Origin of the sequence: Caulobacter segnis ATCC 21756 (assembly GCF_000092285.1) — a bacterium.
Taxonomy (GTDB): domain Bacteria; phylum Pseudomonadota; class Alphaproteobacteria; order Caulobacterales; family Caulobacteraceae; genus Caulobacter; species Caulobacter segnis.
Map to the genome: position 1 here is coordinate 4,140,982 of NC_014100.1, position 12,405 is coordinate 4,153,386.

Below are 12,405 nucleotides of genomic sequence, written 5' to 3' on the forward strand. Positions count from 1 at the left end.
CGCACGGCTCCGGCGGACCCGAAGTCCTCTAAACGCTGCTAACGCCGGCCTGGGTTTAACTTCCAACAGGGGGTTACGTGAATTGCGCACGTACCATTCGCCCCTGGACCTGGTCCGTGAGCGGTCACCGGAACGTCCCGTCGCACTCGTGCGGCCTGACGCGGTTTCCGTAGCTGCGCGCTGGTTCCAGTCCGAATTTAAAGGCGACGTCTTCTACGCGGTGAAGGCCAATCCTTCGCCGTGGGTGATCCGTGAGCTGGCTCAGGCCGGCGTGCGGTCCTTCGACGTCGCGTCGCTGAACGAAGTCGAACTCGTGGCCAACGAGGCCCCGGGCTCGCGCATGGCCTTCATGCACCCGGTCAAGAGCCGGGCGGCGATCGCCGCCGCCTATTTCGACCACGGCGTGAAGACCTTCTCGTTCGACACCCACGAAGAGCTGGCCAAGATCCTGGACGCCACCGGCCAGGCCAAGGACCTGAACCTGATCGTCCGCATGGGCGTGCAGGCCGAAGGCGCGGCCTACAGCCTGTCGGGCAAGTTCGGCGTCGAGAGCCACAATGCTCCGGCCCTGCTGCTGGCCGCGCGTCGCGCCACCCAGGACCTGATGGGCGTGTCGTTCCACGTCGGCAGCCAGTGCATGCGCCCGACGGCGTTCCAGGCGGCGATGGCCCAGGCCTCTCGCGCCCTGGTGCGCGCCGGCGTGCTGGCCGATGTCGTCGACGTCGGCGGCGGCTTCCCGTCGATCTATCCGGGCATGGTCCCGCCGGATCTCTCCGAGTACCTGGCGGCCATCGACCGCGGCTTCGCCGAGATGATGGTCCACGAGACCACCGAGCTCTGGTGCGAGCCAGGCCGCGCCCTGGTGGCCGAGGCCTCGTCGCTGCTGGTCAAGGTCGAGCTGAAGAAGGGCGACGCGCTCTATCTGAACGACGGGTCCTATGGCTCGCTGTTCGACGCCGCGCACATGAAGTGGCCCTTCCCGGTGAAGCTCTTCCGCAAGAACGGCGAAGTCGTGGAAGAAGGCCTGAAGCCCTTCCGCTTCTACGGCCCGACCTGCGACAGCGTCGACCACATGCCCGGCCCGTTCTACCTGCCGGAAAGCGTCGACGAGGGCGACTACATCGAGATCGGCATGCTCGGCGCCTATGGCGTGGCCATGAACACCCGCTTCAACGGCTTTGGCGAAACCGACACCGTCGAGGTGCAGGACGCCCCGATGGCCTCGATGTACGGCCTGGCCAAGCGCTCGATCCCGGTCGTCCGCCAGGAGGCGGAAGAGCGCAAGATCGTCCGCTTCTCGCGTCCCAAGGGCGCGGCCGGCAAGCGCAAGCGCCGTCGCTAGACCGAGGTCGGAAATCCTGCGATCAACGTGAAGGAGGCGGATATCCATCCGCCTCCTTTTTTGTTCGCGCATCGCAGACCCCGAGCGGGCGGCAGACTTCACGGGCCATGACGACACGCTCTTCCGCTCAGAACGATCCGCCAATCTGGATCGTCGCCCTGATCCTGCTCGCCGCCAGCTTCGCGCCCCTGTCCCACGCGCTGTGGGCGGGCCTGGCGCCCATCGACAGCTACAACTCCATCTGGGTCGAGTCCTTCGGCGCGGCCCTGCGCCGAGGCGAGTTTCCGCCGCGCTGGATTCCCGAGGGCTTTCACGGCCTGGGCGGGTCGTCGTTCTATTTCTATCCGCCGCTGTTCTTCTACGTCGCCGCCGGCGTCGATCTGCTGACCGGTGGGCTGCTGAACGCCGAGCAGGTGACGGCCTGGGCGTGCCTGGTGCTGTCGCTCGCCGGAAGCCTTGGCCTCTACGCCTGGATGCGCCCCCATGCGGGGGGGCGCGTGGCGCTGGTCGCCGGCGCGGTCTACGCCGTCGCGCCCTATCACCTGCTGGACGCGGTCTCGCGCGGCTCGCTGGGCGAGCTGGCCGTCTATGCGGTGCTGCCGTTCTTCGCCCTCAGCCTGGAGCGCGCCGCCCGCCACCCCGCCTGGATCCCGCCGCTGGCGCTGAGCCTGGCGGGGATGATCCTGGGCCACATCGCGGTGGCCTTGCCGATCTGCCTGATCGCGGCGCCGATCGCCGCCCTGTGGCTGATCATGAGCGCCGAGCCGATGGCGCGCCTGGCGATCGTGGCGCGCCTGGCCGCGGGCGCGATCCTGGGGGCGGGGCTGGCGATGACCTACCTGCTGCCGGCCCTGGCCCTGCAGGACGCCGCCTCGATGAAGTTCATGTGGGGCCCGCCTCTGTCGGGCGCCGACCCCGCCGCCTGGACGCTGCTGAACGCCAAGCACTGGCCGCCAGCGCCTCTGGCCGGCGCCATGGCCTGGCTGGGTTGGACCTACGGCGCGGCGGCGCTGGGCGTCCTCGCCGTCCTCGGCCGGGCCTCAGGCCCCCGTACGGCGGCCGCGCGGGTGTGGGCCGCGGTCTGCCTGGTCGCCATCGCCGCCTACGCCACGCCGGCCGTCTGGCACGGCCCGCTGGCGCCGATCCTGGGCAAGATGCAGTTCCCGTTCCGCATGCTGGTCATGGTCGAGTTCGCCCTGATCGCCGCCGCCAGCCTGGCGTTCAGCCACCGTCCGCGCCTCGTGGTCCTGTTGGCCGCGGTCGTCGCCGTCAGCGTCTGGGTCCCTGTCAAGCAGACCCTGATCCCGGCGTTCGAGCGCGCCCGCCTCTATCCCGCCGGTCAGGACCCGACGATCGCCCAGCGCATCCGCGTGGGACGCCTGCCGGAAGAGCACCTGCCGGGCGACTTCTTCTTCGATCCGGCGATCCTGGTCGATCGCGTCTATCTGAGCGGCTACGAGCGCCTGCCGCTGGTCCGTCCGCTCGATCCGGCCGCCAAAGTCCTGGCCGCGACCTCCTACCCGGACGGCAGCCTCGCCGTGCGGCTGGACGCCCCGCGCCCGACCCGCGTGGTCGTCCGCCGCTTCTACTTCCCCGCCTGGCGGGCCGATCTCGTCCAGGCCGGCGAGGACCCCGGCGTCGCGATCAGTTCCACCGGCCCGTCGCGCATCCTGACCTTCGCCGCCACGCCCGGCGACCACGTCTATCGTCTGCACATCGTGCGGACCCCGGTCGAGAAGCTGGGCGACGCGATCGCGCTGGCGTCGCTGGCGGCGATCGGCCTGATCGGTTTCGCGACGCGTCAGCGACGTGGGGCGCCAGGCGGCGCACGCCAGAGGTGACTCAACGCGCCGGAGCGCCAAGCCGTGGGATCACTGGACAAATGCCTACGCAGACACGAAAAACGCTCATGCAGGACGCGCTGGCGCCCAAAGTTGAGTGGCTTGATGTCCAAGGTAACGCTTCGCTGGCCAGTGATCGTGCTCATTCTGGCCTTTCAGAGCTTTTGTCTGCTCAGGCATGATCTCGGCCATGGGGCCGGCTATGGACACAGCTACATCTACAACGCCACTTGGCTTCTGGATTTCAACAATACCTTGGCGCAAGGCCACTTCCCGCCGCGCTGGCTGCACGGCGCGTGGACAGGCCTGGGCGCGCCGTCCTTCTATTATTATCCGCCCTTGGCCTTCTACGTGGCGGCCTTTGTGCGCTACGCGTTCGGCACCATCGATTATCCGCTGATCCTCGCCTGGGCCACCTACCTGATGGTGCTTGGCTCGGGCCTTTCCATGTTCGCTTGGCTGCGGACGCGAACGGGGGACGCCTGGGCTCTGATAGGCGCGCTGATCTATGTAGCCGCCCCGTACCATCTGGTTAGCTTCTACGTGCGGGCCGCCATCGGCGAGACCGCCGCCTATATGACCCTGCCCCTCTTTGCGCTGTGCCTAGAGCGCGCCGCGAAGTCGTGGAACTGGGTTCCAGGCTTGGCCCTGTCGGCCGCCGCCCTCGTGATGTCGCACCTGCTGATCGCCATGCTGGTCTTCATCAGCATCGCGCCCGCCTTCGCGGCCTACCTGCTGTTGGACGCGCCCCCCGAGAAGCGCCGCGGGGTTTTCCTTCGTTGCGCCGCCGGCGCCGCGCTAGGGCTGATCCTATCGGCAAGCTATCTGGGCCCCGCGATGCTGATGCAGAAGATGGCGTTGCTGAGGGTCATGTGGGGGAACGACGCCGATCCCTACAAGTGGGCCCTGATGCATCCCGCGATGTGGCCGAGCAAACCCTACTCAACCTCCCTGGCTCTGATGGCGTACGGGCTGGCGGGCGCGGCCCTTGGCGCGATCATCGGTGTGGCGGGCCGCAAAATGACCTCGACGCAACGCGAAGTCCTGGCCTGGAGCATCGGCGTTTTAATCGCCTTCGCTCTCTACGCCATGCCTTGGGTCTGGCGCGGCGTCACCGGGTTGGCGCTGAGCAAGGTGCAGTTCCCGTACCGCCTATTGCTGGGGATGGAATTCGCGGCGATCACCGCCGTCGTTCTGGCTTTCGCGCACGGTCGACGGCGGGTTCCGCTGGCGGCGCTCGTCCTGATCGCCACTATCCCCCTGGGATACGGCCTGGCCCTCCAGAAGCCGGCCATCGACTTCCACCTCGCTCAAGTCGGCGATAGCATCTCGCCCGAGGCTGCATCACATATCGCCTGCCGGCTTGTCCCCGAGGAACACCTGCCCGCCGCATTCGGAGGCGGTCCGCGCTACGCCGCCGACAAGTATTGCATGACGCAATATGACATGCCGCTGGCCGAGGCCGAGAACGACGGCGCCAGGGTGACCGCCGCCAACCTCTTCCCGGACGGCAGCGTCGCCATGGCGGTCGAGGCGACCCGGCCGACCCGCATCGTGCTGCGCAAGCACTATTTCCCTACCTGGGAGATCGGCTTCGTCCAGAAGGGGCCCGATCGGGCCATGGCGACGCAGCCAGCAGGACCCGAGGCGTTGCTGTCGTTCGTCGCCGAGCCGGGCGCGCACACCTATCGAGCGCTCATCGTCCGCTCTTCGCTGGAGAAGGTCTGCGATGCGCTCACCTTGGCGGGGCTTGTCTTCTGCCTGGCCTGGCTAGGCTTGTCGGCGCGCCGTCGTCTGCTGTCCCGATCGGGCCGTGACGACCTTCTGGGCCGACTCCGCGCGTTTATCGGCGCATAAGGACTCGATAATCGTCACAAAGACTCTATATAGCGCCCCCTTCATCCTCTCGCCGGTCGCTCCGTCCCGGCGGGCTCTAGGGTCACGACGGGCGCTCACCTTCAGAGGATCCTCTGTCATGAACGCTCCCGTTCCGAACACGAAGGCCGAACTGCTCCAGAAGGTCGTCGAGCACGTCGACATCACGTCGTACGACGCTCGCCCGATCATCGACTCGATGCGCAAGATGTCGTTCAGCTCGCGCGACACCGCCCGCGCGGCCGACATCTTCAACATGGCCCTGGCCGACAAGGGCTGCTCGACCTGGCTGATCCTGGCCGGTTCGACCTCGGCCGGCGGCTGCATGCACGTCTACCGCGACATGGTGAAGAACGGCATGATCGACGCCGTGGTCGCCACCGGCGCCAGCATCGTCGACATGGACTTCTTCGAGGCCCTCGGCTTCAAGCACTACCAGGCCGCCGGCCCGGTCGACGACAACGTCCTGCGCGACAACTACATCGACCGCATCTACGACACCTATATCGACGAAGAAGAGCTGCAGGCGTGCGACCACACGATCCTGGAGATCTGCAACAAGCTGGAGCCCCGCGGCTATTCCTCGCGCGAGTTCATCTGGGAGATGGGCAAGTGGCTGGCGGAAGGCAACGCCAAGAAGGAAGGCTCGCTGATCCAGACCTGCTACGAGGAAGGCGTGCCGATCTTCTGCCCGGCCTTCGTCGACAGCTCGGCGGGCTTTGGCCTCGTCAAGCACCAGAAGGAAAAGCTGGCCGCCAAGCAGCCCTACCTGATGATCGACGCGGTCGCCGACTTCCGTGAACTGACGGACGTCAAGATCGCGGCCGGCACCACGGGCCTGTTCATGGTCGGCGGCGGCGTTCCCAAGAACTTCGCCCAGGACACCGTCGTCTGCGCCGAGATCCTCGGCGTCGAGGCCGACATGCACAAGTACGCCATCCAGATCACGGTGGCCGACGTGCGCGACGGCGCCTGCTCGTCGTCGACGCTGAAGGAAGCCGCCTCGTGGGGCAAGGTCTCGACCACCTACGAGCAGATGGTGTTCGCCGAAGCCACCACGGTGGTGCCGCTGATCGCCTCGGACGCCTACTGGCGCAAGGCCTGGGAAGGCCGCGAAAAGCCGCGCTGGAACAAGCTGTTCGGCAAGTAAGCTGATCAGCCCCCTTCTTGATTGAATGGGTCTGAAAATGCAGGGTCCCCGGAAGCGATTCCGGGGACCTTTTTCATGCGCGCATCTTGGCTGGTCGGCCTCGCCCTCCTGGCTCTGACGGGCTGCGCCACGCTGAGCGGCGACGCGGGGACCTATCCGCGCTACCTGCCCAAAAGCGCGTTCGACGCTCGCGACCACGTCCCGCCGCCGCCCGCCAAGGGCTCGCCCCAGGCGGAGAAGGATCGCCAGATCTTCCTGACCACCCGCGCCCTGAAGGACACCCCGCGCTGGTCGCTGGCCCAGGCGGACAACGCCGAGGAGAAGATCCTCGACTCCTACGCTTGCGCCCTGGGCTACACGCCAACGCGCGAGACCAACCCCAAGCTGGCGGCGATGATGCTGCGGATGAGCCGCGACGTCCGGTCGGCGGTGTCGGGACCGAAGCTCAAATATATGCGCCCCCGGCCCTATCTCTCAGAGAACGCGCCCATCTGCATCAATCCCAGCTTTGGCTTCCGCTTCTCGCCGGACTATCCCTCCGGCCACGCCACCTGGGGCTGGACGGTCGGCCTGCTGCTGTCGGAAGTCGCCCCCGACCGCGCCAACCCCATCCTGGCCCGCGCCCGCGCCTATGGCGAAAGCCGGGTGATCTGCGGCGTCCACAACGCCAGCAGCGTCCAGGCCGGCAAGCACAACGCCGAGACGCTGTTCGCCGCGCTCTGGAGTTCGGACGCGTTCAAGGCCGACCTGGCGGCCGTCCGGGCCGAGTCCGACGAGGCCCGCGCCAAGGCCAAGCCGCTCGATCCGGCGCGCTGCACGACCGAGGCGAACCTGGTCGGCGCGCCTCTGTTCTAGGCAGGGCGCACGGCCAAGGTTGCGCGGGGGCGTCCGGCCCTCTACCTCTTGGGCATGGCCCACGGCGCTTCCTGCGATCACGACCACCACAACCACGGCGTCGCCGGGGCGGCCCTGACGGCCGAGCTCGAAGCGGCCGAAGCCCGCTGTTCGGCCGCCGACCAGCGGCTGACGGCGCCCCGCCGTCGCGTGCTGGAACTGCTCCTTCAGGCCGGGCAGCCGGTGAAGGCCTACGACCTGATCTCGACCTTCGGCGGTTCGGGGCCGCCGGCCAAGCCGCCGACCGTCTATCGCGCCCTCGACTTCCTGGAGAAGCAGGGCTTCGCCCACCGGATCGAGAGCCTCAACGCCTATGTCGCCTGCCGCAAGGAGGCCGACGGCCACGCCGCCGCCTTCCTGATCTGCGACTGCTGCGGGGCGACGCGCGAGATCGAGCCCAAGGCCAGCGCCGAGATCATCGCCGCTGGCGCCTCGGCGGGCTACGTTCTGACCGGCGTGACGATCGAGGCCCACGGCCTCTGCGCCGCCTGCAAGGACGCCTGAGCGGAACAACCCCGCCCGCCTCCGGTTCTCTTTGGGTCACCTGGAGAACACGCATGGCCAAGCCATCCAACACCGACGGCCGCGAGGCCAACGACGCCGAACCGCTGGGCGACTTCACCGCCCTGGGCGGCGAGAAGAGCGTCAAGAAGACCGGCGAGAAGTCGCGCGAAAGCGCGGGGCCGGATGGTCCGGACGGCGCGGCGATCGGCGACACCTTCAAGAAGCCGACCAGCCCCGGCAAGCTCAAGGCCTGAACGTTCCCAGTCCGCCAGACAGGCTCTAGCCAAGCTCGTCCCAGCCGCTAGACTCGAACGGCTGTTCACCGCTGCTTGAGACCCGCCATGACGACCGCAGAGCCGCTTCCTGGCGTCGAGATCTGGCCCATTCTTGCCCACCAAGGAACCGCGCCATGACGGCCGCCGAGGGTCTTCCCGGCGTCGAGATCTGGCGTGGAGGGGTGAATACCTGGGACTGCGACGAGATGGGGCACATGAATGTGCGCCACTACGTCGTCCGCGCCCAGGAGGGCCTGATCGGCCTGGCGGCGGAGTTGGGCCTGCCCAACGCCTTCTCGCCTCACGCCAACGCCACCCTCCTGGTCAAGGAGCACCACATCCGCTTCCTGCGCGAGGCCCACGCCGGCGCGCCCCTGACCATGTTGGGCGGGGTGATCGAGATGGGCGAGACCGAGGCGCGGCTGCTGCAGCTCTTGATCCATCCGGCCTCGGGCGAGCTGGCGGCGACGTTCCAGACCACCGTCATCCACGCCACCCCGCGCGAGGGCCAGCCTTTCCCCTGGCCCAGGATCGCCCGGGAGCGCGCCGAGGCGCTGAAGGTCGAGGTTCCGGAGAAGGCGCGGGCGCGCAGCCTGGACCTGTCGCCGTTCACACCCACCGCCAGCCTGGCCCGCGCCGACGCCCTGAAGCTCTCGCGCATCGGCCTGGGCGGCCTGCTGCCCACCGATTGCGACGTGTACGGACGAATGCGCGCCGAGCAGTTCATCGGGCGGGTTTCGGACGGCATCGGCGCCTTCATCCACCCGTTCCGCGACCTCGTCGTCGACCACGCCGAGCAGAAGCCCCAGCGCATGGGCGGGGCCGTCCTGGAATACCGGATCGCCTACTTGGCCTGGCCCCGGATCGGCGACCGGATCGACATCCGCTCGGGCCTCGTCGGAACCGACGCGCGCACCATGCGGGTCGTCCACTGGATGCTCGACCCGACCACGGGCGAGCCTTGGGGAACCTCCGAGGCCGTCGCCATCACCTTCGACCTGGACGCGCGCAAGGTGGTGCCGGTCAGCGACGCTGCCCGCGCGGCGCTGGCGGCTTTCGAAGTGGCGGGGCTGGCGCTCTAGCGCCCCCTCCGTCTCGTCGCTTCGCGCCGATCCACCTTCCCCGCTACGCGAGGGAGGATGACGGCCTCCTCCTCACCCGTGAAACGGGGGAGGTGGCGCGAGGCATGGTCGCGTGACGGAGGGGGCGCTTTGAAGCCTACCCCGTCGCCATCTCGAACAGCGCGTCGCGCGCGAGGTCTGGGCGCTCCATCGGCAGGAAGTGGCTGGTCCCCGGCAGAGTCTCGATCCGCACGTCGCGTCCCCGGCGCGCGAAGCCTGGACCCGCGTGGCAGGTCGAGTGCTTCTCGGCCTTGAGGATCCTCACCGGCGCCCGGGCCTGTCGCGCCGCCCGCCAGGGATCATGCGCCTGGGCGGCGTAGTTCGAGGCCTCCCAGGCCGGCGCGCAGGCCAGCTCGACCTTGCCGTCAGCGCGCTCATTGAAACCGCCAGCCACATAGTCGGCCAGCATGGTCTCGGGCCAGGTCTTGAAGGCGCCGCGGCCCTTGTAGGCGTCGAAGGCGGCCTGGCGGTCCTCGAACACCGCCCGGCGGCGCAGGGCCGCCTGGACCATGGGCATGCGCTTCCACATCCGCCCCGAGGTCCAGGGCGCCTTGGCGTACAGCATGGCCAGCCAGGGCATGATGACGGGATCCATCAGGACGAGGCCCTTGACCCGCTCCGGCCGCTCGGCGGCGGTCAGCAGGCTGACGGTCCCGCCCATCGAATGGCCGGCCAGCACCACCGGCGGGCCGTCCAGGAAATCAAGCACGGCGATCAGGTCGTCGCGCAGGTCGCGCCACGAACGCCGCCCGTCCGGATTGGCCGGCAAGGTCGTCTCGCCATGTCCGCGCTGGTCGATCGCCAGGATGCGCAGGCTGGCCGCCAGGGGCGACAGCAGCGTTCGGTAAGTCTGAGCGTTGAAACCGTTGGCGTGGACGAAGACGATGTCGATCGGGCGGTCCGTCGGACCAAACTCCAGGCCCGCGATCTCGCCGCCGCCAATCGGCATGGCGCGCTTGCGAGGTTCGCGAAAGACGGCCGCGTCCATCGGCGGGCTCCTGTGGTCGACGGAGGACTAAGGTAGGCTCGCGATCGGCGCGCGTCCATGGAGAGGCAAGCGATGAACAGACTGGCGACCATCGGCTACGAGACCGACACCCAAGGCGGCCTTATCCAGCGCCTCAAGGCCGCGGACGTGGAGCTTGTCGTCGACGTCCGCGCCGTGGCCAGCTCGCGCAAGGCCGGCTTCTCCAAGACCCTGCTGGGAAACAGCCTGAAAGCCGAGGGCGTCGACTACCTGCACCTGCGGGCGCTGGGCACGCCCAAGCCGGGCCGCGACGCGGCGCGGGCAGGCCGGACCGACGAGATGCGGCGGATCTTCGACGCGCACCTCGAGGCGCCGGAGGCGCAGCTGGCCCTCGCCCAGGCCACCGACTTGGCCAAGGAGAAGCGGATCGCCCTGCTCTGCTACGAGGACGATCCCAACTGCTGCCACCGCCAGATCGTCGCCAACCACATCCGCGCGACGCTGAAGTGCGAGGTCGTGAACCTCTAGGCCTGGGTCAGCCGCCACTCGCCGCGCGCGTCCCGGCAGGCGCTGTAACGCTGGCTGGAGGTCCCCTGACCGCCGCCGGACATCGAGGCGTCGATGACGCGGCAGCTGGCCACGGCCTGCCCGGCGGGCCGCACCAGAGAGGCGGCCGCATAGCCGACAGCCTCGCCGCCGCGCCCCACCAGCACCCAACCGCCGGCCGGAGCCAGGCCCAGCGCGTCGAAGCTCTCGCCCGCCGCCAGCTTGCCGATCGTCGCGGTCCGGGTCGACGGGCCCGCGCGCAGGTTGGTCGAACCGGCGGCGACATAGGCGCCGCCGGCCGCTTCGTAGCTGGGCAGGGTTTGGACGCCCGAGGCGAAACGCAGGTTGCGGCTGTCCACCGGCGGCCCATAGCTGGACGACAGCACGCTGACCCGGCCCGAGTGGCCGGTGCGCTTGTTGTACCAGGTCTGGGCGACGCCTGTTTCCAGGGCCTTCTTCGTCGCCTGCTCTGCGAGGGCCGCGTCGGTCGACTGCATGCGGCAGCCGATATACGAGCCCGCCGCGGCTCCAGCCGCCGCGCCTAGCAGCGTGCCCAGGGTCTTTTCGTTCTTGGCCAGGTTGCGGCCCAGGAGGGCGCCGGCCGCCGCGCCGATCAGCGCGCCGCCCTCCTGCTTATTGCCCGAGCCGTCGCAGGAAAAGAGGCCGCCCAGCGGCCTGGACTGGGCGAGCGCCGGAGCCGGGGCCGCCGCCAAGCTGGACGCCACCAGCACGGCGGTCGCCAGAGCCAGGGGGATCTTGCGCGCTTTCATCTCATCGCCTCTTCCGTCAGGTCATCGTTGTCGCGGCCCGCCGGCGGGCCGATAGTCTCGGCCAGCAAAAAGGGAGGTCGGCATGGGCAGCCACGATCAGGTCGAATATAGCTGTTTCAAGGTCGAGATCGAAGACGGCGTCGCGCACATCCAGCTCAAGCGCCCCGAGGCCATGAACACCATGACCCGGCCGTTCTGGAACGAGCTGCCAGCCATCGTCCGCGACATCGACGACAACGCCCGCGCCCGCTGCATCGTCATCTCCTCCACCGGCAAGCACTTCAGCGCCGGCATGGATCTTTCGGTGTTCACCGACGACGAGGGCGTCACCGCCCGCCAGGACGCCGACCGCTGGGTGGCGGCCGAGAGCTTCCGCCGCTTCGTCCATCACCTGCAGGAGACCTTCAGCTGCCTGGACAAGGCGCGCATGCCGGTGATCGTCGCCATCCAGGGCGGCTGCATCGGCGGGGCCGTCGACTTCGTCAGCGCCTGCGACATCCGCTACGCCAGCGCCGACGCCTTCTTCCAGATCCAGGAGATCAACATCGGCATGACCGCCGACGTCGGCACCTTTCCGCGCCTGTGCAAGCTGATCCCCGAGGGCTGGGTGCGCGAGCTGGCCTATGCCGGCCGTCGCCTGCCGGCCGCGCGGGCGCGCGAGATCGGCCTGGTCAACGAGGTGTTCGACACCCACGAGGCCCTGGTCGACCACGCGCTCTCCACCGCCCGCGAGATCGCCGGCAAGTCGCCCCTGGCCGTCGCCGGCAGCAAGGTGATGATCAACTACGCCCGCGACCACTCGATCGCCGACGCCCTCGACTACATCGCCACCTGGCAGACGGGCATGTTCTCCGGCCCCCACATGGCCGAGGCCTTCACCGCCAAGGCCCAGAAGCGCGAGCCGGTCTATCCGGACCTGCTGCCGCTGAAGAAGACGATGTGAGGGGGATTGGGAAACCCTCTCCCAGCGGGAGAGGGCGGGGCCCGCCGCGAAGCGGTGGGAGGGTGAGGGGTTTCAGGGCTGACCGGAGTTTGCCGGGACCGAGCCGTGCGCGGCCGCCAACGTCCAGCCGTCAGCCAATTACCGCTCTAGCCGCCCCCTCATAGATACGCTGAAGTT

General features: G+C 68.7%; 12 protein-coding genes. 10 read left to right on the forward strand and 2 right to left on the reverse strand.

Translation table 11 applies throughout. The features are described from left to right. Positions 1 to 82: 82 nt before the first annotated feature. The 8 genes from CSEG_RS18925 to CSEG_RS18960 all read left to right on the forward strand — a co-directional run bounded on the left by CSEG_RS18925 (position 83) and on the right by CSEG_RS18960 (position 8,963). Positions 83 to 1,342 carry a type III PLP-dependent enzyme gene (locus CSEG_RS18925; protein WP_013080840.1) on the forward strand — a complete coding sequence of 420 codons (1,260 nt, stop codon included), beginning with the start codon at positions 83 to 85 and terminating at the stop codon, positions 1,340 to 1,342. A gap of 107 nt (positions 1,343 to 1,449) precedes the next feature. Beyond that, positions 1,450 to 3,183: a hypothetical protein gene (locus CSEG_RS18930; RefSeq protein WP_013080841.1), complete on the forward strand. Its 1,734-nt coding sequence runs from the start codon at positions 1,450 to 1,452 to the stop codon at positions 3,181 to 3,183. Between the two features lie 105 nt (positions 3,184 to 3,288). Next, entirely contained in the window at positions 3,289 to 5,040 is a 1,752-nt protein-coding gene (locus tag CSEG_RS18935; RefSeq protein ID WP_013080842.1) for a glycosyltransferase family protein, read from the forward strand. 118 nt (positions 5,041 to 5,158) lie between these two features. Then, positions 5,159 to 6,208, forward strand: a complete 1,050-nt coding sequence (locus CSEG_RS18940; RefSeq protein ID WP_013080843.1) for a 1,9-bis(guanidino)-5-aza-nonane synthase — start codon at positions 5,159 to 5,161, stop codon at positions 6,206 to 6,208. Positions 6,209 to 6,283: 75 nt separating this feature from the next. Next, positions 6,284 to 7,063: an acid phosphatase gene (locus CSEG_RS18945; protein WP_013080844.1), complete on the forward strand. Its 780-nt coding sequence runs from the start codon at positions 6,284 to 6,286 to the stop codon at positions 7,061 to 7,063. Between the two features lie 54 nt (positions 7,064 to 7,117). After that, positions 7,118 to 7,606, forward strand: coding sequence for a Fur family transcriptional regulator (locus tag CSEG_RS18950; RefSeq protein WP_013080845.1), 489 nt, complete (start codon positions 7,118 to 7,120; stop codon positions 7,604 to 7,606). Positions 7,607 to 7,659: 53 nt separating this feature from the next. Then, positions 7,660 to 7,860 carry a hypothetical protein gene (locus CSEG_RS18955; RefSeq protein WP_013080846.1) on the forward strand — a complete coding sequence of 67 codons (201 nt, stop codon included), beginning with the start codon at positions 7,660 to 7,662 and terminating at the stop codon, positions 7,858 to 7,860. A 155-nt stretch (positions 7,861 to 8,015) separates the two neighbouring features. Next, positions 8,016 to 8,963, forward strand: a complete 948-nt coding sequence (locus tag CSEG_RS18960; RefSeq protein ID WP_013080847.1) for a thioesterase family protein — start codon at positions 8,016 to 8,018, stop codon at positions 8,961 to 8,963. Between the two features lie 136 nt (positions 8,964 to 9,099). Here the strand turns inward: CSEG_RS18960 and CSEG_RS18965 are convergent, their stop codons facing one another. Beyond that, on the reverse strand, positions 9,100 to 9,990 hold the full coding sequence (locus CSEG_RS18965) for an alpha/beta fold hydrolase (RefSeq protein WP_013080848.1): 891 nt from the start codon (positions 9,988 to 9,990) through the stop codon (positions 9,100 to 9,102). A gap of 72 nt (positions 9,991 to 10,062) precedes the next feature. On the opposite strand from CSEG_RS18965, the gene CSEG_RS18970 reads away from it, so the two are divergent. Beyond that, on the forward strand, positions 10,063 to 10,497 hold the full coding sequence (locus CSEG_RS18970) for a DUF488 domain-containing protein (RefSeq protein ID WP_013080849.1): 435 nt from the start codon (positions 10,063 to 10,065) through the stop codon (positions 10,495 to 10,497). Here the strand turns inward: CSEG_RS18970 and CSEG_RS18975 are convergent. Beyond that, on the reverse strand, positions 10,494 to 11,285 hold the full coding sequence (locus tag CSEG_RS18975) for an SH3 domain-containing protein (RefSeq protein ID WP_013080850.1): 792 nt from the start codon (positions 11,283 to 11,285) through the stop codon (positions 10,494 to 10,496). The two genes, CSEG_RS18970 and CSEG_RS18975, sit on opposite strands and share 4 nt — an antisense overlap. 82 nt (positions 11,286 to 11,367) lie before the next feature. Between CSEG_RS18975 and CSEG_RS18980 the strand changes: the two genes are divergently transcribed. Then, positions 11,368 to 12,228, forward strand: a complete 861-nt coding sequence (locus CSEG_RS18980) for a crotonase/enoyl-CoA hydratase family protein (protein WP_013080851.1) — start codon at positions 11,368 to 11,370, stop codon at positions 12,226 to 12,228. Positions 12,229 to 12,405 lie beyond the last annotated feature (177 nt).

What these genes read in the sequence shown, in the direction of transcription:
- CSEG_RS18930 (WP_013080841.1), top strand. Translation starts at nt 1,450, where the DNA reads ATGACGACACGCTCTTCCGCTCAGAACGATCCGCCAATCTGGATCGTC.
- CSEG_RS18935 (WP_013080842.1), top strand. Translation starts at nt 3,289, where the DNA reads ATGTCCAAGGTAACGCTTCGCTGGCCAGTGATCGTGCTCATTCTGGCC.
- CSEG_RS18940 (WP_013080843.1), top strand. Translation starts at nt 5,159, where the DNA reads ATGAACGCTCCCGTTCCGAACACGAAGGCCGAACTGCTCCAGAAGGTC.
- CSEG_RS18945 (WP_013080844.1), top strand. Translation starts at nt 6,284, where the DNA reads ATGCGCGCATCTTGGCTGGTCGGCCTCGCCCTCCTGGCTCTGACGGGC.
- CSEG_RS18950 (WP_013080845.1), top strand. Translation starts at nt 7,118, where the DNA reads ATGGCCCACGGCGCTTCCTGCGATCACGACCACCACAACCACGGCGTC.
- CSEG_RS18955 (WP_013080846.1), top strand. Translation starts at nt 7,660, where the DNA reads ATGGCCAAGCCATCCAACACCGACGGCCGCGAGGCCAACGACGCCGAA.
- CSEG_RS18960 (WP_013080847.1), top strand. Translation starts at nt 8,016, where the DNA reads ATGACGGCCGCCGAGGGTCTTCCCGGCGTCGAGATCTGGCGTGGAGGG.
- CSEG_RS18965 (WP_013080848.1), bottom strand. Translation starts at nt 9,990, where the DNA reads ATGGACGCGGCCGTCTTTCGCGAACCTCGCAAGCGCGCCATGCCGATT.
- CSEG_RS18970 (WP_013080849.1), top strand. Translation starts at nt 10,063, where the DNA reads ATGAACAGACTGGCGACCATCGGCTACGAGACCGACACCCAAGGCGGC.
- CSEG_RS18975 (WP_013080850.1), bottom strand. Translation starts at nt 11,285, where the DNA reads ATGAAAGCGCGCAAGATCCCCCTGGCTCTGGCGACCGCCGTGCTGGTG.
- CSEG_RS18980 (WP_013080851.1), top strand. Translation starts at nt 11,368, where the DNA reads ATGGGCAGCCACGATCAGGTCGAATATAGCTGTTTCAAGGTCGAGATC.